Source organism: Zhongshania guokunii, from assembly GCF_040892635.1.
GTDB classification, from domain to species: Bacteria; Pseudomonadota; Gammaproteobacteria; order Pseudomonadales; family Spongiibacteraceae; genus Spongiibacter; species Spongiibacter guokunii.
The window spans coordinates 194,111-215,938 of record NZ_JBFRYA010000003.1; the positions used below are offsets into that span (position 1 = coordinate 194,111).

A 21,828-nucleotide genomic window follows, 5' to 3' on the forward strand; every position below is an offset into this window, starting at 1 on the left:
TGCCGAGTATGGCTATTCAGGGTAATAAATTTGTCGACAAAGTGGATCAGCTATTTGGCCATTTAGCCGAGTGGGCGGTTAACCATCGCGCGATCGTTTTACTGTTGTCCCTGCTGTTTTTAAGCGCGGGTTTGTATTTCGCTAGTATGGTGAAGAGTGACAATAGCCTTGATGCTTATTTTGATAAAAGTGATCCGGCCTATATCGCCTACAGTGAATATTTGGATGAGTTCCTGTCGGACGAAGTCACTTATATTGTCTATAAGGTGCCAGAGCGTACCCACGGCCCTTTTAATATTGATGCCATGCGCCAGGTTGCCCAGCTAAGTCAGGCCTTCGCTGACGAGGTTCCCTATGTGCGTGATGTGATTAGCTTGCCGACCGTGGAGTTTATTCGTGCCGATGGCGACTCGATTAGCGTTGATGAGCTGATGTTGGATTTTCCTGAGAGCCAGTCTGAACTACTGGAGCTGCGCAAAGAGGTCTTAAATCGCCCCCTGTATGTCAATTACCTGATTAACGCCAAGGCGGACTACGCCGCTATTATTTTAGAAATGGAACGCAGCAGCGTTGACCCGCTGGAAAAGATTATTTACGACGAGGCCCTGGGTAATCAACTAGAGAATCTCTACCCACAGGTCAGCGACAATAAAATACGCGAAATATTGGCGCGGCCAGAGTACGCGGGTATCGACTTTTTTGTGACCGGCGATGTACCGATGAACTCGGCCTATAACCATGTATTTATGGAAGACGCCGCCATTGGCACTTTAGTAACGCTCGTGGTGTTGGCGATATTGTCTTCGCTTTTGTTTAGGGTGAGCTTAGTGGCGCTGTTTGGCCCGCTGGCGGTAGTGGTCCTAAGTATTGTCATGGTGATGGGCATGATGGGCGCCTTTGGCTGGGTGCTGGGTTTGTTTTTTGGCATTGTTCCAACCTTGATTTGCGCAGTTGGTGTTGCGCAAGCGGTGCATATTTTATTGGAGTTTCAGCGCGCCTACGGCGAAACCGGTGATCGCAAGGCTTCAGTCAAGGCCGCTATAGCCAAGGTAGGGGGCGCCTGCTTGCTAGCCTCAATTACCACCGCAGTTGGCTTTTTGGTAATGACGGTTTCGCAGCTCAAGGTCTTGAGTGAAATGGCCTTGTACGCGGCGTCTGGCGTGATTTTTACCTTTGTATTGTCAATGACCTTGCTGGTGGTGGTGCTTGCCTCGGGTAAGTCTGGCGCTAGATCTGGGGGTGAGTCAGCGCCAACTCATAGCGACAAGCCGGCCGTATTACCTGCGGTGCTGAGTTTTGTTGAAGCCTGTATTGCGGTCAATCTCAAGCGACCAATGATGTTGTTGATGCTGGGCGGTGCGGTGCTACTGGTGTCCTTGATTGGTTTGGCCCAGATCAAAGTGGATTTCAACTTCTTAGAAGACTTTAAGCCCCACGTTGAGTGGCGCCAAGATACCGAAGTGGCCGAAAGTGTTATGGGTGGCATTCTAAATGTGACTTATATCATCGACACCAATGACGCCGAAGGTGTTAAACGCCCTGATTTATTAAAGGCTATTGAAAGTGTGCAAAACTTTGCCGAGTCGCAGCCGCTGGTTAAAAAAGCTTACTCGGTAGTGGATATACAAAAAGACCTCAATCGCAGTTTTCACGGCGACGACCCCGCTTGGTACCGACTGCCGGAAGCGCGGGATTTAATCGCGCAATATTTCTTGGTTTACGAGATTTCGGGTGGCGAAGAGTTGCAGGAATTTGTGTCACAGGATTATAGCCGCACGGTGATGGAGTTGCGGGTAGAGATGACCGGCTCGGCGGCAATTACCGAACTGCTAAAAACCATCGATGACTATATCGCGGCAAACCCATTGCCTAACGCCCAAGTGCGTAAAACTGGTATTGGCCTAATGTGGGTGAAGATGGGTGAGTATATTGCCGAGACTCAGCTCTATGGTTATAGCCTTATATTTATTATGGTTGCTGGATTTTTGTGTGTGGCCTTTGGTTCAGTAAAAGTGGGTATGTTGGCGATGATTCCCAATTTGGCACCGGTGGTTGTGGTGTTAGGGCTGATGGGTTGGCTGGGCATTCACCTCGACTATATGAAGTTATTGTTGGCGACCATTGCCATTGGTATCGCTGTGGACGACACCCTGCATCTGGTAATTCGCTTTCGGCGCTGTTTTTTGCAAACCGGTAATTATCGCCGTGCGCTTGAAGACGCCATGCGTGATGTGGGCCCCGCGCTGGTGATTACTACCGTGATACTGATCGGCGCTTTCTCCTGCTATTTGCTGTCGAATATGGCTATTATTTCTAGCTTCGGGGTATTGCTGTGTGTGGCAATTAGTGTGGCGCTATTGGCTGATATGCTATTTATGCCCGCATTATTATTAATCACTAAACCCTTTGGCCCTGAGTTTGACCCTAAAGCCGCGCTTTGATTGCGGCTTTAGCTTAACAGCATGGCGGTTAGCCCGCCGGCATTAACTCTCTGTTTCGCCGTGGCGGCCCCGACCTTGGCTAAAGCTTTGCGCGCCAGCAAGGGTTTCACCGGAAGCGAGGGTGGTCATACCTAGGGCAAACTCATTGCGAATTGCTTGTTCCTCATCCACACCCCATTGCTGGCGCGCGCTGAGCCGGTCGTTGCGCAAACATTGCTGGGGAAAAGCGGCAATTTGCAGAGCGAGTTGCTCGGCGCTATCGCGGAGATTGTGAACACTCACTACTCGGTTAATTAACCCAAATCCATGGGCTTCTGCGGCGTCGACGGCGCGACCAGTTAGAATCATATCCATGGCTCGGCTCATGCCTATTAACCTCGGCAGGCGCACGGTGCCGCCGTCGATAAGCGGCACGCCAAAGCGTCGGCAAAACACGCCGAAAATGGCGCGTTCGGTGGCAATGCGCATATCGCACCACAGGGCTAACTCGAGACCGCCAGCCACACAGTAGCCGTCAATGGCGGCAATAACTGGTTTACTAAGCTCCATTCGGCTCGGCCCCATGGGGCCAATTCCCTCTGTGTTGAGCGGGTTGCATCGCGCAGGGTCGTCGCTGGCCACTGCCTTTAGGTCTGCGCCTGCACAAAAATTGTTTTCGGCGCCGCAGAGGATGGCGACAGATAGTTCTGGGTCGCTATCAAAGGCTTGGAAGGCTTCCGCGAGCTCGTGTGCGGTTTTACCGTCGACAGCATTGCGCGCTAGGGGACGATTAATCGTGACCCACAGCAGCGGTGGGCGGCGGTCGATTTGAATCTGCGTCATTGACGTCATGAATGCCTCAGGTTTTATATTTTATTCGCGGCTTATCATGGCATTTTTGTCGAGGCCTGTCTGGTGTCGCAGTTGTTTGCGTGGATATGTGTAAAAAAAGTCGCTGGAGACTCAAATATTGGTCCTGGACGCCATTTTAAATGACCTGTGTTTTGCCTAATTTGGGTGGGCGGTGCAAAATAGCCGGCTTGGCGGCTAATGGCTAATTATGGCTGCTCAATAATAATCGGGTTAATCCGAAATAAAGCCCATCGCGGGCGCACTCACTACTTAACGCACAGACAGGAAACGATTATGGGACCCCTTAGCGGAATACGTATTATTGAACTAGAAGGGTTAGGACCTGCGCCCTTTGCTGGCATGATGTTCGCAGATATGGGCGCGGAGGTAATTTCGATTACCCGCAAATCTGCCGCTGCCGACGCTCCAGTAGCCAATATTATTAGTGAGCGAGGCAAGAAATCCATCGCCCTGAACTTGAAAGATCCTCGCGGAGTGGAAGCGGTTTTGAAACTGTGTGAATCGGCCGATGCGCTGATAGAAGGTTTCCGGCCCGGTGTGGCTGAGCGCTTGGGAATTGGCCCAGAGCAGTGCTTAGCTCGCAATCCTAAGTTAGTTTTTGGCCGCATGACCGGTTGGGGCCAGACTGGCCCGATGGCGCAGGCCGCTGGCCATGACATTAACTACATTTCGCTGTCTGGGGCGTTGCATGCCATGGGCCGCGCTGGCGACAAGCCGGTACCCCCCGCTAATTTGGTCGGCGATTTTGGTGGTGGCGGTATGTTTTTGGCTTTTGGTGTGGTGTCGGCGATTTTAGAGGCCAGTCGCAGCGGTAAAGGTCAGGTGGTGGATACCTCAATGGTAGAGGGCTCTGCTGCACTGATGCATATGGTGTACTGCTTCTATAACCAAAATCTTTGGAAAGACGAACGCGGTGTTAATTTACTGGATACCGGCGCGCATTTTTATGAGACCTACGAAACCAGTGACGCTAAGCACGTGTCGATCGGTCCTATCGAGCCCCAGTTTTACCATATTCTTAAAGAAAAGCTGGGCCTAGACGAAGACAGCTTCGGCGCGCAAATGGATACCTCGCGCTGGCCTGAGTTGAAGCAGAAGCTTACAGCAATATTTTTGACTAAAACCCGCGATCAATGGTGCGAGGTATTTGAAGGTTCAGACGCTTGTTTTGCGCCAATACTGTCGATGACTGAAGCGCCAAAACATCCGCACAATGTCGCCCGAAAATCCTTTATTGAAGTAGGAGGCCAAATACAGCCAGGGCCAGCGCCTAAATTTAGTCGCACTGAGCCGCAAGTTCTAAAAGGCGCTCCTCGTCCCGGCAGCGATACTGAATCGGTACTAAGCGAGCTAGCGGGTTACGATGCCGCGAGCTTGGCCAGTCTGCGTGCTGAAGGTGTTTTAAGTTAAGTGCAAGGTTTGGTATTTACTTAAAAGGGCCCGGGAGGGCCCTTTTTTGTTGTTTGAATAGTAAGACTTGGTTTACGCGTGATTATTTCGATTGCCGAGCAATGCTGGCGAATTCATGTCCAGTATTCCGTGATGGAGAGCGATAACGGCCGCCATCGACCGGTTGCGGACGCCTAACTTTCGATAAATATCCTTCACGTAACCATCAACGGTGTGCGTGCTGATAGATAAGAGTTTTGCAATTATCTTATTGCTGTTGCCGTGCGCAAGCTCCCTGAGCACTTGTTGTTCGCGTGGTGTGAGAGGCAGAGGCTCGGTGTGCATCAATTGTTGCTTAGCGCTATTTAAAGGCATTTGGGATTCACTTTTCCGTTGTGATTGCCAAGTATCTTCCCCCTCTAGCACGGGGCTGACAAATGAAAAAATACCTTGTTTCGATTTAGTTATTCTTATCTGACCACTCTTGAGAAATGATATTTACCATCCAGTCATGGAAGGCCTTTATGACCTTGTCTCCGGCCTTGCTATTGCAGTAAGTCAGAAAACATTCGCCGTGGGGAGTTACTTTGCTAGGCATAGGCAATACAAGCGCACTGTCATTTTTCATGAATTGGTATGAAGTGGGCAGATAGCCCATGGCGATACCAATATTGTTTTTCACTGCCTCGATACTAGCTTGCACGGTGCTGACAACTAGCTCGTTCGGCGTTTCAGGGAGCAGGTTCCATTGCGTCTGCCAACGCGGCCATTGATAGGTGTCGCTGGAAATTCTGATGAGTCGGCAATTGCTGAAATCGCCTTCGCGCAAACCCGGGTGCTGCTCCAGATAGGCGTGGCTACAAATCGGTGTTAAGGCAATTTTTACCAGCGGGTGATAGGTCAACTCTGGCTCATTGCCGCATTCATGCCGAATAGCTACTGTGGTCTCTGAGTTCGCCAAATCAATTCTGGCTACGTCAGAATCGATCTGAATATTCAACTCTGGGTGTTCGGCTTGAAATTCATGAATATTGGGAAACAGTAACAGGCTTGCAATATTGGGTAGGGTGTTTACAACGAAGCGTTGTTTCTTCTTTTCTCGGCGCACTGCTAGGGTTGCGCTGTCTATTAAATCCAGTCCGCGCTTTACGTGCAGGTAATAGCGCTTTCCGTCTGCCGTTAGTGATATTTTTCGGTTTTCCCGTTTGAACAGCGCGACTCCCAGGTATTCTTCTAAAATTTTGATCTGGTGGCTGACCGCCGGTGGCGAGACAAATAGTTCGTCGGCTGCTTCTTTGAAGCTCATTCGACGTGCAGCCACTTCGAAAACTCGAATTAAGTTCAGGGAGGGTAGTTGCTGGCTCGACATTAATTGGCGGCTCAAATGTTGTTCAGGAGGATCACGTAAGGGCTGGAAAGCCGATGCCTGATCGCATTGTAACTTTGTCTCGTAAAGTTTTACAGGAGCCGATGAGGCTCTTGATCATTAATGGGGACGCCAGCAGTGATTAAACTGGTTTTACGACGAGCAATTCACTGGGGAGTTCCCGTGGCCATCCAGAAAGAGTCGTGCGCAGACGTGACCTTGAGGCTAAACGAATAGTCCGCTGTAAAGTTGTTGAGCTTTGAGCAAGGCCTGAGTATTGAATGTCTCGGATTATGATCATGCACAGCCAATTATTCGTTCAGTAAATGGCCCTAGTTTTCGTGCGGCAAGTATTTTATTTGGAATAGGAAATACGCTGGCCACTGAGTTATAAGCGAGCGAAAAGTCTGGGGCTGTTTTAGGTGTAAATCACCACACAAACGGCATTGATCGCCATGGTTAAAAACAAGCGTTCAGCGATGGTTCTATCCTCAAGTGGCGCCAATTTACAAGGTTCGATAATGCAGCACATTCGCGCTAGAGTGCTAGGGCAGGCGGGGGGAGATAGTTCGATGCACATAAAAACCAATCGCCAAGCGGCACACAATACCTGACGGGAGACTAGGCTATGCCCATCCGTAAAAATAAACCTCCGAAAACCCTATCGTAGAGTTTGGCGCTGCATTATGCTCCGCGCAATTACCCTTGTTAGATCCCTGTGACTTAGCGAGGCTACTATAAAATCAAGTACGACTTAACCTGACATAAACTGGCTTTAATATTGTGATTATCCGAACGCGTCTAAGCAAAGCTATTTTGTACCTCGCCCTCACCACCCTAGTGGTGGTTGCCGCTGTCGGTATTTTTGAATATCACACCTCCTATTTCCAGTCGCGATACTTCGCCAAACTGGCGGCTACTCTCAACTTTGAAGTTAAAGACGGGCCCGCTGAGGCGAGCTGGCATCCAAATCACGGCCCATACAACATCCAAAATGGCTATACGCGTCTACCAGCGTTTAGCGAGCAATTACAGGCAAAAGGTTATCGCATTAGCCGCCAGGCAAATTTCTCAGACCGACTTATCCAGTACAGTCGCTGGGGCGGCAACCCGCCTTATCGCGAGAGTGCTCAAACCGGGCTGAACATTATAGGCAGTAACAATGTCTCGCTGTTTTCCTCGCGGGAGCCAGAGAATGTGTATGCGGAGTTTAAAGACATTCCGGCACTGCTGCTAAAGCCGCTGCTATTCATTGAAAACCGCGAATTACTCGTTGACCAACACCCGAGTAAAAATCCTGTCGTGGAATGGGATCGGCTTGCCCAAGCAGCGCTTTCACGGCTGCTCCACCCCGGTGAGGGCGGCCCTGGAGGCAGCACCCTTGCTACCCAAATGGAAAAATACCGTTATTCACCTAAGGGCATGACCACGGATCACAGTGACAAGCTTAAGCAAATCGTTTCCGCCAGTGTACGCCATTACCACTCAGGGCTAAGCGGGCGCGATGCGAGAAAGGCTATCGCGCTTAGCTACCTTAATTCGACACCGCTTTCTGGCCGCGCGGGCCACGGTGAAATTCATGGCATTGGCGATGGCCTTAAGCAATGGTATGGAATTGACTTTACCTACGCCAATTACGCACTGTCGCCTTCAAACGATGCCGTTAGCATCGAAGAGCGAGCGCGGGTGTTTAAAGCAGCCTTAAGTTTGTTGTTATCGCAACGGCGCCCCTCTTTTTATCTACTGGACGGCCGCGATGAACTGGAAGCACTCACCACTAGTTACCTGCGAATACTGACCAGCAATGGCGTGATTAGCGAGAGGCTCCGAGACGCCGCGCTGGCTCAGAAACTGAACTTCGTCGAGCGAGAAAAAGGCCAGCTCGCGACATCATTTATTTCAAAAAAAGCTGTTAACAATGTACGTAACGAACTAATGACATTGCTGGGTGTTCGCAGCTTGTACACTCTCGATCGACTCGATCTCACCGTGCAATCTACGATTGCTGGCGACACCCAAGTGCAAATCGCCCAATTACTCAAGCAGGCAACTGACCTAGACTACGCCAAACAATCCGGTTTACTCGGTGAAAAACTGCTACGCGAAGGTCAGCTTAGCGCACTTAATTACAGTGTACTGCTTTACGAACGCACACCGACAGGTAACGTACTACGGGTACAGACCGACAACCTAGACCTGCCCTTCGACATGAATGCCGGTTCGAAGCTGGATCTAGGTTCAACCGCTAAATTACGGACCTTGATCACCTATTTAGACATCATTGAAAAGGTATACCTAAAGTACCGAGAGCTACCGCCAAAGGACCTCGCATTTGCTCGAAGCATAGCTGAAGACCCGCTGCGCCAGTGGACCCTAGACCGCCTTATCGCCGATCCCAGCACGCCCTTACAAACGGTGCTGGACGCGGCGATGCAGAGAAGCTATTCCGCCAGCCCCGCGGAGTCATTTTTCACCGGCGGTGGACTGCATACCTTCAATAATTTCGACAAACAGGACAACTCTCGCGTACTCACCGTAGCGGAAGCCTTAAACCGCTCTGTTAACCTCGTGTTCATTCGCATGATGCGCGACGTAACCCGCTACTACTCCATGGAGATACCCGGTTCACGTGAGCTTTTGCTCGACAGAACAGATCCTCGTCGCAAAGACTATCTGAGCCGATTTGCGGATCTAGAAGGTAAGATTTATCTCAATCAGTTTTACAGCAAATATCGTAAGTTAAATCGCCAGGAAATTATCGAGCGCCTAGCGAGTCGCACCAAGCCATTCCCTGGTCGTTTAACGATGGCATTCCGCTCAGTTCTTCCGGAAGCCGATGAGGCCGCCTTGACTGAATTCCTGCGTTCACGCCTAGCAGTGGAAACCTTTGCTGAAATTGACGTTGGCAAACTCTACCGTCAATTCGACCCTGAGCGTTTTAACAGCAATGACCGTGCTTATCTGGCGCATATGCACCCGCTGGAGCTGTGGCTGGTTAAATATCTTCTCGAGAATACCGAGATTAGCTATGAGCGAATTGCTGCGGAAAGTGCGCCACTCCGTCAAGATGCCTACACCTGGCTGACGAAGTCCCGCAAGCAACGCGCTCAGGATCGGAGTATTCGCATACTGTTAGAGCGCGATGCGTTTGTGGCCATCCATCAGCAGTGGCAGCGCGTGGGTTTCCCGTTTAGTAGCTTGGTACCATCCTATGCTACGGCCATTGGTGCATCGGCAGACCGGCCCACTGCACTCGCCGAGTTGATGGGCATTATTATCAATGACGGTATGAGAATCCCGTTTCGACAAATCGATAGCCTGCATTTCGCCAAAGGCACACCCTACGAAACCAAGTTTGAATATACCCCCGCAGTGGGAGCGAGAGTGCTGTCATCTGAAGTCAGTACCACCGTGCGGAACGCCCTTGCTGGGGTGGTGGAGAACGGCACCGCAAGACGCCTGAAAGGGCTTTTTGTCGACGCCACTGGCGCCCCCATTCAGGTGGGCGGAAAAACCGGTACTGGTGACCATCGCATTAAATCTTACGGCGCCGGCGGACGCCTTATTGGCAGCGAAGCAGTGAATCGGAATGCAATTTTCACCTTTTATATCGGTGATCGCTATTTTGGTGTGATACTCGCCCATGTAGGCGGAAGCCAATCAACCGGCTTTGAATTCACCAGCGGATTAGCCACGCAATTACTAAAAATTATTCATCCAGTGCTCCAGCCAGCGCTGGCGGAAAACGCCGTCACGGTGAAATCAAGTAGTGCTCGTTAATGGTAGGGGGCAGGGCTAAATATTGAGTGGGGCGTAAATCGAGCGGTAGTTTTAAGTAAGGCGGCGATGAAGAGCTCCGCGCTCACTGCGGATGGTCCGAGATTGTAGGTCGGGTTTACCAACACCATCACGCTATGGCTGGACTTTTTGGAGCAGTGAATTGGTAAAAGGTAGCCCGCCCGTGACCAAAAAGAATCGTAGAGTCGGTGCTTAATACTTACCCCGGTGCAGCGATAAGCCGCTGTACCGGGGCGCAGGGCTACCAGCGGTAGCTGGCTTGCAGTGCAAAAGTACGTGGGTTATTGACCAGACCGTGGTGGGTCGTCGCCCCGGTGATGGTTTTCGCGGTCGGCGCATCGACGCCGTAGAGTATAACCAACTCATCGCTAAGGTTTTTACCCAGTAATGCCACTTCCCACTCGCCGTCTATTGACGAGAGGGCAAGTCGACCATTGAAGGTTTGGTAGGCGTCCTGCTTGATGCGATCATCCAAGTTTGGCGAGGGGTGATAGTCGTCGGTAAATATCACATCAATATTGGCGCGTAGCATCAGTGAGTTACCCAGCGGGCGCTCGTAGGCCAACATCAAATTTCCGGAGTAGTCAGCAACATATTGGTTAGTCTTGCCGCTGTAGTCGCAGCTAATGCCATTGGCATTGTCAGGTGCCTGATCTTGGATGCAGGTGCCAAACTGGTGGTCCTGAAACTCGAAGTCGAGGAAGGCTAGGCCGCCGGCCAACATCAGGTTTTCGGTCAAGGCCATCCGACCGTCTAGCTCAATACCCTGAGAAACAGCGCTGGCAGCATTGCCCACATTAAAACCTAGGGTGCCGTCGAAGACACTGACCTGAAGGTTGTCGAACTCGGTGCGGAACAGAGCGGCATTTAGCTCGGCGGCGCCTTCGAGAAGGCTGGTCTTCATACCCAACTCAAAGCTAAGCGCTTCCTCTTCCTCAAACTCAAAGCTACCGATCAACACTTGCTGATTAGTGCCTGCAGGTGCATTGGGGTTAAGCGGAGTAGGGTCTGCGCTAGGTGACGAGTTGGAACGCGCGTCAAAACCGCCTGATTTATAACCTCGGCTGGCAGAGAAATAGGCCATTAAGTCATCCGTGGCATCCCACTGCAAGTTTACCAGTGGCGCGAACTGCACTTCGTCGCGCTCGCCCTTTAGGTCGTGACGCTCGGCAGCAAAACTGACCGCAGCAGCGGTATCGACTTCACCCAGCGGCTGAATTGTCCCGTCGTCGAAGCCAAACTCGAGTTTACGCGCACCTTTTTTATTTTCCCACGTCAGGCGACCACCGAGGGTTAAGCGCAAGGTATCCGCCATATTCCACGTTGCCTGCATAAAGGTTGAGGCGATGGTTGACTCGCTATTGAAGTCACGCGGTGTGCGAATGCCGCGAAGCGCGTTACCGGCGTCACCAATACCTAGCAGCTCAAAGCCAGTGGAGCCGTCAGCGCCGGGGTCAGTATCACCACGAGCGCCGCCTTCGAGTAAGTCTGCTGCGTTAACCAGTTGTGGAACAAGGTCGGAGGGCAGATATAGCGAGTCGAAAAAATCCAGTTTGCTATATTGAAAATAGGCACCCGCAATATACTCAAAAGCTTCGCCTGCTGGGGAAATCCAGCGGAGTTCTTGGCTGAACTGCTGGTACTCTTCTTGAAACTCAACTTGGAACAGTGGTGCACCGGTGAAGTCGCAGTCGCAGTCTTCATCGTACTCATAACCCATAATGCCGGTGATCGAGGTGAATTGATGATCGTCGCGATACCAGTCGACATTGGCTGTAAAGTTATAGGTGTCGTTATTGCTGTAGTCGCCGTTGCTGTGGCGCTTGCGATCAGCGGTATTGTTCAGCACGCCCTCGTCGGAGTCGATATCGATAATCGCGCCGTTGGGCTGAACCTGTAGAAAATTTAACACTGGTGCCGGCAGCAAGCCGGTCAATGCCGCTAAGCCACCGGCGTCTGGAAATGTTGTGCGATCCATGATCTCACCGTAGGTGCGACCTTGGAACAAGAAGACATCGGAGTCAGAAGCGTAATTGGTAATGATTTCAGAGTTACGACCGACAACATCAAAGCTGCCCGCCTCAATTTTAAACTTGGCCGTGACGCTGTCGCTGACATCCCAGCTGAGTTTGATGCGGAAGGTTTCTTCGGCGCGTTGAGCTTCGTCACGATCCAGCACAAGGTTTTCCATAAAGCCGTCTAGCTCGCGCTTGCGCACCGCAAAACGGTAGCCTAGGCGATCATTGATCGGGCCGCTGGCAACCAAATCGATAATACGCTCGTTCTGTTCAGGCTCATAGGTAACTTGGACGCTGCCTTCGGCGTATTCGCTTGGGTTCGCAGTTTGGATGCTGATGGCGCCAGCAATACTGTTCTTGCCCAGCAGAATGTTCTGTGGGCCGCGGAGAACTTCTACTCGAGACAAATCAAGAAACGGCGCACGCGCCAACTGAGCGCGACCGTAGGCAATACCATCAACGTACATACCCACCGATTGCTCAAAGCCTTGGTTTTCACCTGAGCCGATGCCGCGAATATAAATATCAGTGCCAATGCCGGATTCCGACATAGTGAAGTTGGGTACATAGGCCTGCAGATCTTCGATCTTGGCAATACCCGCCTCCATCATTTTTTCCCCACCGATGGCGCTAACGGAAACCGGCACATCCTGCAGGCTTTGCGAACGTAGTTGGGCGGTAACCACAACTTCTTCGAGCATTGGTGCCGCATGTGCAAGGCTGCCAAGTAAACTTAATGGCAATAGGGTGGAAAAGGCACTGATTCCTTTTTTCATTGTGGTCCTCATTTTTCTATAAGTAAGAGCATTGCCCTGAACGTAAACTCAGGCAGACTTTTTGTTACGTGGTTTGGCTACGCAGCTCCGGTGACCGTGAAATCACTCTAAAAGTTGTTCATTGAATATTTCTCACGGCGGATTCTGGCGGGAATGGCTCGGTGAGACATTGGCCACTACGTATTGTTTGGCAAGCTTTTCGGCCAATTTGGAAATTACAGGTTTTAGAAACTTTGAATACCAAGAGGTCAACGACCACTTTCTCCCGGTGACAACGGCTGCAGCTAGATGGTCAAATTTGACACTCTTTGAAACGAGTTTTGTCACAGATTTGTCACTGGGGCGTCACAGCCAAATTTCAGGCATAAAAAAACCCAGACCAAAGGTCTAGGTTTTTTTATATAAGTCAAAGACTTATGTTTGGTGCGCCCGGCACGATTCGAACGTGCGACCGCCTGGTTCGTAGCCAGGTACTCTATCCAGCTGAGCTACGGGCGCTTCAGGCTGCGTACTATATGGATGTCGCCCCCCCCTGTCAACGACTTCATGAAATAAATATGAATTTAATGCTTGTTGCTCAAAAAATGTCCAAGATATTGATATTTAACAGCATTACGCTGTGTGGTTAACATGAATCATGGGGAGAAATACAGCCCAAAAGGCCGTTTTTTGTAAGAAAACTTAATCCGCTAGCTGGCCTGGGGTTAGCAAGTAATGGCCAACAAACCATTCTTGGCCGTCTCGGTAGGCAAATAGCTCAGAGCAAGCCAGCATAAACATACGCCAGCGCTGGAATTGCACTTTGGGGTTGGGGGTATCTTTGAGTATTTTTAGGGCCTCAGCCTTATTGTCGTCGAGTTTATCGAGCCATGCTTCGAGAGTTTTGGAGTAGTGCTCGCCATTTACCCGCCAGCTATCGACCATGCGCATGTGCTCTGAGAAGTGCATCAAGGTATCGAAGGCGGGCATTTGCCCCCCGCTGAAGAAGTTGTCGGTCATCCAGCCGCCATCAAAGGGGTAGTGTAAGTAGGCGTGGCAGAAGATGTGCACGAACATTAGGCCGTTTGGTTCTAGCCAGCCGGCGACATTGGCGAGTAATTCTCGGTAATTGCGAACATGCTCAAGCATTTCCACCGTTACGACCCGGTCAAAGCGCTCGGTCAGGGTTAAGTCGCCTACATTGCAGGTAATCACTTTTACGTTACTCAAGCCTCGCGACGCCGCTTGTGCCTCAATAAATTCCCGCTGACCGCTAGAGTTAGATACCGCCGTAATTTGCGAGTGGGGGTAGCGTGCTGCAGCCCAAAGGGTGAAGCTTCCCCAGCCACACCCTAAGTCCAGTATCTTTAGACCATCTTCGAGCTGTGCTCTTTCGGCGTACATGGCTAGCATGGCTTGCTCGGCATTCGCTAGGTTTTGGCAGTTTTCGTCCCACCAGCAGCTACTGTATTTAAGGCAAGGTCCGAGCATCAGTTTGAACAAGGCGGCAGGGACTTCGTAGTGCTGCTCATTTGCATCGCCAGTATTGATGGCGATGGCAGAATCCTTAAGTTCGCGACGAAATTGGCGTCGGCGGGCCTCATTGCTTTGTAAATCGCCGCTAAATTCCTGTACTAGGCGGTCTGCTAATTCTCGGCGTATACCTCTGCGCAGCAGTGGGTCAGGTACGAGGCCGCGCTCGGCAAGCATAATAGGGTTAATCATAAATTACTCCGTAGGCGCATAGATTAGATTTGGCTTTACGCTTATTACGATGCAACTTGAAATACAGATTTTGCAGCTGTGTATTATCGCTGCCTCCTCGCCAGTCAATAAAAATGATAGTGGTTTCAGAGCCTAGCGCCAGTGGGGTAGAGGGAAGCGGACTTGCTATTATTGGCTTAGCTCTACCTCGAAGTAGGCCTGTTTCTGGTATACTTTGGCGTTATAAGTTTTTAGTTCCGCCCTATTATTCTTTAAGAGTCACATTCTAATGTCAGATAGTAAGCTTATACCGGTTGTACAAGTCCATAGTGGTAAAAAATTCACTAATGAGCGCGGCGTAAGGGCCATTAAAGATGGTGTCAAGGCGACTAATAAAGTTCAAGAGCGTTTAGCTAAGCCTGATTGGTTGCGTATTAAGGTCCAGTCTAGTGAGGCTTATAAGAAAGTCGCCTCAATTGTTTCTGATCATAAGTTAGCTACGGTGTGCGAAGAGGCTAAATGCCCAAATCTGAGTGAGTGCTGGAGTGCCGGTACCGCAACGATCATGTTGATGGGGGATGTTTGTACCCGTGCCTGTCGTTTTTGCTCTGTAAACACTGGTAACCCTAAGGGCGTATTGGATGCCGATGAGCCAGAGCGTACTGCGCGCTCAGTTGAGCTGATGAAGCTAAAGTACTTGGTGCTAACATCGGTTAATCGCGATGATCTAGCGGATGGTGGTGCAGGTCACTATGCCGCCTGTGTGAAGCGGGTGAAAGAAGTCAACCCTGACACCGCTGTTGAAGCATTGACCCCTGATTTTGAGGGGGTGTTAAGCGATGTTGAAGCGGTGATTGATTCTGGAATTGAAGTGTTTGCGCAAAATATTGAAACTGTTAAGCGCTTAACTCATCCAGTACGCGATCCTCGCGCTGGTTACCAGCAGACCATTGATGTTTTAGCCCACGCGAAGTTATATAAGCCTGAAGTGTTAACCAAAACTAGCTTGATGCTCGGTTTGGGTGAAACTGATCAGGAAATCCTCGAGACAATGGACGATTTGCGCGCTGCAAATGTCGATATTTTGACTTTGGGCCAATATTTACAGCCAACGGTTAATCATTTGCCAATCGAGCGATATGTCACGCCTGAGGAGTTCGAAAATTACCGCCAGCTAGGTTTGAGTAAAGGGTTTTTAGAGGTGGTGTCCGGTGTGTTTGTGCGTTCTAGTTATCGTGCTGAGCAGGTTTTGCAAAAGAACAATGTCGGGCTTTAGTGCTCGTTAAGTTATTTTTCGAGTTTTGGTTTTTTAATGTAAGGAGCTACTGGCCTGGAAATTTATAAGTAAATTTTATTTAGGTTAATGATGCTGTTGCTCCTTGTATTGCTTGGTTTAAATAATAATAGTTGATTTTTTAGGTTTGTTTCGCGGTATCGATTCTATAAAAGTTTTTCTAATTGTTAGCGGGATGCTTTTGTTTTCTAAAAAGCTGGCAACTTCTGATGATTTAATGCATGCTTGTTTTTGTGCATTTTTAGAATTTTTAAAAATGCGGTACCTCTCTATGCGCACTCGAATGTGTTAGCACATCTCCTTTCTCGAATATTCTAATTCGTCATTACCTGTGACCTTGGGAATTCGCTTAGTAACTTTTCGACGTTGATCGATATTATTTTACGATGGCTGATTATAGTCATGCGAAGTATCTACAGTGATGGGGCGTTTTAGTCTAATCTTTCGTCACAGGAAAAAGTCATGAATAAGCATCATTTATTATCTATTGTGCTCGCCAGTAGCTTTGCTGGTCCGGTATACGCGCAATCTGAGTCGTCAGTAGTATCGGCTGCTGAGTTGGCTCAGTTAAAAGCTCAAATATCCGAGTTGAAAGCCAAACTGGCGGAGATTGAAGAGCAAACGGATGCGATTACTTCGACTGTAGTTGTTCATTCCCAAACCCTCGCTGCGCAGGAAACCGTTGAAACTGCTCCTGTTGCAGAGCCGGAAGATGGCATTACGGTAGGCGGTGCTATTCGCACCAATTACAGTCATACCTCATACAGTGAAGGTAATAAAGACCGGGGTGGGGATTTTGATTTTGATATTTTTAGGCTGAATCTTCGCGGGGATATTGGGGATGTCTCGCTAAATGGCGAAATTCGTTTCTTCGATTATATGACGGCGATTAAATATGCTTACGTGGGTTATCGGTTTAATCAGAATTGGCAAGTGAATGCAGGTATTACGAAAGTGCCCTTTGGTAACAGCCCTTATAATTCGCAAAATTATTTTTTCAGTACAAATTATTATCTAGGCTTAGAAGATGATTTTGATTTGGGTGTCGTGTTCAAACGTAGTGTTGCCGATAATTGGCAGCTTGATTTGGGCTTCTTTAAAAATGATGAGCTTGGCGGTATCGACGGTTACGTCGACAATCGCTCCGATCGTTATTCCTACGATATCGTTGGGGCTCGCGCGCTAGGCGAGGGGATATACGATGAGCCAGCTCAGGCGTTGGCTGAATATAATACGTTTAGTGGCCGTTATGCCTATCATTTTAAGCAGGGCGAATTAGCCGCAGAGCTTGGTGTATCTGCGCTAAGTGGCGGTTTGCACGACGGGGTGCATCGCGCGGGCGATTATCAGGCGTGGGCGTTGCATGTTAATAGCCAATATCGAAATTGGCATCTGCAACTGCAACACAGCGAGTATCGATATGATATTGATCAAGTTGACCGGATTGCAGTAGGTGCCTACTCGTTCTATGACTCCATTGCCGCCGAAGCGACCTCGACCACGCTCAATGTAGCTTATGATTTGGCGGTAAACTTTGGCGCGGTAACGGGGCTGCAATTTTATAATAATTACGGTGTTGTTTACGATAAGTCGGACGCCAGTTCAAATACCGTTATGAATGTTACCGGGGTGTCGGTCGCGGCTGGTGGCCTGTTTACTTATTTTGACTGGGTACATGCTAAAAATCAGCCATTTGTGGGCGGCAGTGGAGCAGGTGGCAGCGGCGATTATGAACAGCGTTTTAACATCAATATAGGTTACTACTTTTAAGCCAATTAGCGCGATATTTTTTTATTAATACACGCAGTAAGCAAGGATAATCAGATGATAGATAAAAAGGATCCTATGGTTCCTGATGGACAGGTCACTCCAATTGATACCGACTATCATGTAGGCCAAGACAATATTGTGCTTAATATCGGACCATTTGGCTTAGATATACACAATCGAGTCTTTGCTATTTCTGCTATTGCGATAATTGCTTTTGTCGCACTTACCCTGCTTTTTCAGGAACAAGCTGAGCCGATGTTTAGTGGGGCGCGAAACTGGTTAACCTCCAATCTGGACTGGTTTTTCATTAGTGCAGCAAATGTTTTTGTATTGATATGCTTGGTACTTGTGGTTTCGCCCCTGGGGCGAGTGCGCTTGGGAGGCACCGAGGCGAGGCCTGATTATACTTATATGGGTTGGTTCTCGATGCTGTTTGCTGCAGGCATGGGTATTGGCTTAATGTTTTATGGTGTCTCCGAGCCTTTAACGCATTTTGCGACTTCTTTTGCCGACACCGGAGTGGAAAGCGGTGTGCGCACAGACTGGGCGCCTCTAGGCGGCGCGACAGGCGATGCGGAGGCGGCGGAACGCCTGGCTATGGCTGCTACTATTTATCACTGGGCGCTGCACCCTTGGGCTATTTACGCGGTGATGGCCTTGGGCTTGGCGCTGTTTTCATTTAATAAAGGTTTGCCGCTCACTATCCGCTCGGTATTTTATCCTATCTTGGGGGAGCGAATTTGGGGATGGCCAGGTCATATCATCGATATTCTGGCGGTATTGGCTACCCTCTTTGGTTTGGCTACGTCTTTGGGTTTGGGGGCATCGCAAGCGGCGTCCGGCCTGCACTATTTGTTTGGCATCCCTTTAGGGGAAACCACCCAAATCCTGATAGTGATCGGCGTTACCTCTTTGGCCACAATTTCAGTGGTGAAGGGTTTGGATGCTGGGGTCAAAAGGCTATCTGAAGTCAATATGGTCTTAGCAGTGCTGCTATTGGCTTTTGTGGTAGTCGTGGGGCCTACACTGCTTATCGCCACCGGTTTTGTCGAAAATATCCTAGCCTATTTCCGATATTTGCCAGAACTTGCTAACCCTGTCGGTCGCGAAGACAGTAATTTTTCTTCAGGCTGGACAGCGTTTTATTGGGCCTGGTGGATATCCTGGAGTCCTTTTGTGGGTATGTTTATAGCCCGGGTCTCGCGGGGTCGCACAGTACGGGAATTCATTATTTCAGTAATGTTGATACCCTCGATCGCCTCTGTATTTTGGATGACTGCGTTTGGTGGTACGGCCATCAAGCAAGTGGTGGTGGACGGTTATCAATCAGTGGTTAACACTGACTTACCATTACAGCTATTTATGATGCTCGATGCATTGCCCTTGTCTAGTATCACCTCGTTTATAGCCATTGTGCTGGTGATCGTATTTTTTGTGACCTCGTCTGATTCAGGGTCATTGGTAATTGATATTATTTCTGCGGGAGGCAAGGTGGATGTACCAACACCGCAGCGGATATTTTGGTGTGTGGTAGAAGGTTTGGTTGCCGCGTCGCTTATTGTGGGAGGCGGGTTAGTTGCCTTACAAGCTATGGCGGTGTCTACTGGTTTACCGTTCACCTTGGTGCTGTTAGTAGCTGCATTCTCCACGGTTAAAGGTTTGATGTCAGAGCCTAGATAATCGGGTGCTGGCAGGTGCCCGCTCTTAAGGGAATAATGGCTTGGAGCGGGCCTTACTAGTAAGTTTCGGAGCAGAATAAATGCAGGCTGATCAATCCGAAGTGCTGGATTTTTTTCGGCGTTACCTTCCTCTCTCAAATTTACCTGAGGAGGTTTTGGCCAGTGTTGCCAATAATATCGAAATTGCTTACTACCGAGCACAGTCAGAGATATTGGCGCTAGGCCAAGATAATCATCAGTGGTATGTGATTCGCAGTGGCGCAGTCGAGGTTTTTCGCCGCGACGGGAAATTGTATAATCGCTTAGGAGCGGGTGATTTTTTTGGTGAGCAAAGCCTAATGCTTAATCGCCCTGTCCGGTTTCCTGTTACCGCTCTTGAAGACACCTTGGTATATCTAGTTAGCGAGGCAACCTTCAATTACCTGTTTGATAATTTTGAGCATTTTGCTGATTTTGTCGAAGTTGAAGACCAAACCCGTCTGCGGCAATCCATGTCTAAGCAGGACGACGAGGATGTCTTGCTGACGGCAAAAGTAAGTACCTTAATCACCGCCTTACCTGTCATCGTATCCAGCGCGACTACTGTACATCAAGCTGCGATACGGATGACTGAAGAAAACGTATCGTCGGTATTAATTACCGATTCTGACCACGCTAAAGTCCATACAGGCCAAGACAATCAAGTTATCGGCATAGTAACTGACTTGGATATTAGAGAGCGCCTAGTTGCAAAAGGTCTAAGTAGTGACATTTCTGTAGCAGATATAATGACCACCGAATTGATCTGTGTGCAAAGCCATCAGTTTGTGTTTGACGCCATGATGTTAATGCTCAAACACAATGTGCAGCACCTGCCGGTGTTGAAAAAGCAGCAGCCCATTGGTTTGATTAGCCATCTTGATATTTTGCGTTACGAATCTCAAAACAGCTTGTTTGTAGTGAAAAGTATTTTTAATGCCCAGAGTGTCGATGAGTTAGCGGCGCTTACACCCGAGGTCCAGGGCTGCTTTGCACGTATGGTCCACCAAGACGCCAACTCGCAAATGATTGGCAGTGCGATGGCAGTAGTTGGTCGCAGTTTTAAACAGCGTTTGTGTGAGCTTGCCGAAGCCCAGTTAGGGGTGCCGCCAGTGCCGTATTGTTTTTTGGCATTGGGGTCTATGGCACGAGGTGAGCAATTGATCGTAACTGATCAAGACAATGCGCTTATTCTTGATAATAGCTTTGTGCCTGCGCTACATGATGCTTACTTTAGTGCACTGGCAGCTTTTGTAAGCGATGGTCTGGCGCGCTGTGGTTACAGCTATTGCACCGGGAATATAATGGCAAGCAATACGCGGTGGCGCCAGCCGCTGTCAGTTTGGCAACAGTACTTTAGCGAATGGATTGAGCGCCCGAGCGCGGAGGCTTTACTCCATAGCGCTATTTTCTTCGACCTAGAGGGTGTGTGGGGTCAAACCCCGTGGGCAGAAGAACTTAATCAATTGATTCGCCAAAAAGCCGCTAAAAATGCTCGATTTTTAGCGTGTATGGCCCGTAATGCCCTGCTTAGAACGCCGCCACTTGGCTTCTTTAAGGATTTTGTGATGGAAACGGATGGTCGTCAGACTAATTCGATCAATATGAAGCGTCGCGGCACCGCTCCCATTGCCGATCTTGTGCGTATACATGCGCTAGTTGTGGGTTCATCAGCGCGCAACACTTTTGAGCGCTTAGAAGATATTATCGAGGCAGGTATATTACCGCCGGGCAGAGGGCTGGATTTGCGCGACGCGCTGGAATTTATTGCGATGGTTAGAATTCGCCATCAAGCCTTCGATATTGAGCTAAAGCGCGAGCCAGATAATAATATTGAACCAGAGCATTTATCCGATTTTGAACGTAAAAACCTTAAAGAAGCGTTTCAAATATTAAGCAGTGCTCAGCGATATCTGAAGTTCAGGTATCAATCTGGGAGGGTAAGTTGAGGAGCGAGTGTGTTTAATCTGGCTAAAATTCAACGTGTTGGCAAAATCTTAAAAGCGTCGCGAGTTAAACCGTTAGACTGGTCCCGTCGTTTCGCGTTGCTCGCTAACACGAGTAAATACCCAGCGTTAAAAAACTTCTATCAACAGGGCGTTATTGCCGCTTCGACGCCAATTTCTGCAGTGCCTATGGTCGCGCTCGACTTTGAAACCACAGGTTTAGATCCGGATCGCGACAGTATCGTCAGTATTGGTTTAGTGCCTATGACTTTTCATCGTATACGCTGTAATGGGGCTAGACATTGGATAGTAAAACCGGAGACGCGCTTACATACAAGCTCGGTTGTGGTTCATGGTATTACCCATGCAGAGGTTGCCGGTGCCCCAGATTTTTCCAGTATTATCGATAAGCTACTTGAGCACTTACAGGGCAAGATTGTGGTTGTGCACCACAGTCCGATTGAGCGGCGTTTTTTGGATGCTGCGCTTAAGCGTCATATCCAAGAGGGAATAGAATTTCCAGTCATCGATACTATGGCTATTGAGGCACAGTTCTCTCGCACCATACGTAAAACACTCTGGGCTAGCCTTATGGCGCGCCAACCTAGCTCCATTCGCTTGCCAGACAGTCGAGCGCGCTATCACTTGCCTTATTATCGACAACACAATGCCTTGACCGATGCCGTAGCCTGCGGCGAATTACTTCAAGCGCAATGCGCCACGCATTTTTCGCCCGAAACATCGCTCAGTGCAATGTTGAGCTAAGTAGAACTATTTTGGGCGGATGCTAAGGGCATT

13 protein-coding genes and 1 tRNA gene are annotated in these 21,828 nt (G+C 49.4%); 8 read left to right on the top strand and 6 right to left on the bottom strand.

The genetic code is table 11. The annotated features are described in order from the left end of the window. The first annotated feature begins 8 nt into the window (after positions 1 to 8). Positions 9 to 2,441: an efflux RND transporter permease subunit gene (locus AB4876_RS05025; RefSeq protein ID WP_368380554.1), complete on the top strand. Its 2,433-nt coding sequence runs from the start codon at positions 9 to 11 to the stop codon at positions 2,439 to 2,441. Positions 2,442 to 2,483: 42 nt separating this feature from the next. On the opposite strand, the gene AB4876_RS05030 is transcribed toward AB4876_RS05025, so the two are convergent. Next, positions 2,484 to 3,263 carry a crotonase/enoyl-CoA hydratase family protein gene (locus AB4876_RS05030; protein WP_368380555.1) on the bottom strand — a complete coding sequence of 260 codons (780 nt, stop codon included), beginning with the start codon at positions 3,261 to 3,263 and terminating at the stop codon, positions 2,484 to 2,486. Positions 3,264 to 3,566: 303 nt separating this feature from the next. On the opposite strand from AB4876_RS05030, the gene AB4876_RS05035 reads away from it, so the two are divergent. Continuing rightward, positions 3,567 to 4,703, top strand: coding sequence for a CaiB/BaiF CoA transferase family protein (locus AB4876_RS05035; RefSeq protein WP_368380556.1), 1,137 nt, complete (start codon positions 3,567 to 3,569; stop codon positions 4,701 to 4,703). A gap of 72 nt (positions 4,704 to 4,775) precedes the next feature. Here AB4876_RS05035 and AB4876_RS05040 read toward each other — a convergent pair whose 3' ends face one another. After that, a complete protein-coding gene (locus AB4876_RS05040) occupies positions 4,776 to 5,057 on the bottom strand; it encodes a response regulator transcription factor (protein WP_368380557.1) in 282 nt (93 codons plus the stop codon). An 85-nt stretch (positions 5,058 to 5,142) separates the two neighbouring features. Next, positions 5,143 to 6,051, bottom strand: a complete 909-nt coding sequence (locus tag AB4876_RS05045; RefSeq protein WP_368380558.1) for a LysR family transcriptional regulator — start codon at positions 6,049 to 6,051, stop codon at positions 5,143 to 5,145. Between the two features lie 780 nt (positions 6,052 to 6,831). On the opposite strand from AB4876_RS05045, the gene AB4876_RS05050 reads away from it, so the two are divergent. Next, entirely contained in the window at positions 6,832 to 9,828 is a 2,997-nt protein-coding gene (locus AB4876_RS05050; RefSeq protein ID WP_368380559.1) for a transglycosylase domain-containing protein, read from the top strand. Between the two features lie 259 nt (positions 9,829 to 10,087). On the opposite strand, the gene AB4876_RS05055 is transcribed toward AB4876_RS05050, so the two are convergent. The 3 genes from AB4876_RS05055 to AB4876_RS05065 all read right to left on the bottom strand — a co-directional run bounded on the left by AB4876_RS05055 (position 10,088) and on the right by AB4876_RS05065 (position 14,344). After that, a complete protein-coding gene (locus tag AB4876_RS05055; protein WP_368380560.1) occupies positions 10,088 to 12,640 on the bottom strand; it encodes a TonB-dependent receptor in 2,553 nt (850 codons plus the stop codon). Positions 12,641 to 13,061: 421 nt separating this feature from the next. Beyond that, a tRNA-Arg gene (locus tag AB4876_RS05060) sits at positions 13,062 to 13,138 on the bottom strand. A 183-nt stretch (positions 13,139 to 13,321) separates the two neighbouring features. Next, positions 13,322 to 14,344, bottom strand: coding sequence for an SAM-dependent methyltransferase (locus AB4876_RS05065; RefSeq protein WP_368380561.1), 1,023 nt, complete (start codon positions 14,342 to 14,344; stop codon positions 13,322 to 13,324). Positions 14,345 to 14,612: 268 nt separating this feature from the next. Here AB4876_RS05065 and lipA point away from each other — a divergent pair, with 268 nt between their 5' ends. The 5 genes from lipA (at position 14,613) to AB4876_RS05090 (ending at position 21,795) form a co-directional block, all read left to right on the top strand. Continuing rightward, entirely contained in the window at positions 14,613 to 15,599 is a 987-nt protein-coding gene (gene lipA / locus AB4876_RS05070; protein WP_368380562.1) for a lipoyl synthase, read from the top strand. A gap of 480 nt (positions 15,600 to 16,079) precedes the next feature. Then, the gene (locus AB4876_RS05075) at positions 16,080 to 17,387 is read left to right on the top strand and encodes a porin (RefSeq protein ID WP_368380563.1); all 1,308 of its coding nucleotides are present in this window, start codon (positions 16,080 to 16,082) and stop codon (positions 17,385 to 17,387) included. A 54-nt stretch (positions 17,388 to 17,441) separates the two neighbouring features. Then, positions 17,442 to 19,067: a BCCT family transporter gene (locus tag AB4876_RS05080; protein ID WP_368380564.1), complete on the top strand. Its 1,626-nt coding sequence runs from the start codon at positions 17,442 to 17,444 to the stop codon at positions 19,065 to 19,067. Positions 19,068 to 19,146: 79 nt separating this feature from the next. Further along, entirely contained in the window at positions 19,147 to 21,033 is a 1,887-nt protein-coding gene (locus tag AB4876_RS05085; RefSeq protein ID WP_368380565.1) for a DUF294 nucleotidyltransferase-like domain-containing protein, read from the top strand. A 9-nt stretch (positions 21,034 to 21,042) separates the two neighbouring features. Next, positions 21,043 to 21,795 (top strand): 3'-5' exonuclease, encoded by a 753-nt coding sequence (locus AB4876_RS05090; RefSeq protein WP_368380566.1) that lies wholly within the window; start codon positions 21,043 to 21,045, stop codon positions 21,793 to 21,795. Positions 21,796 to 21,828 lie beyond the last annotated feature (33 nt).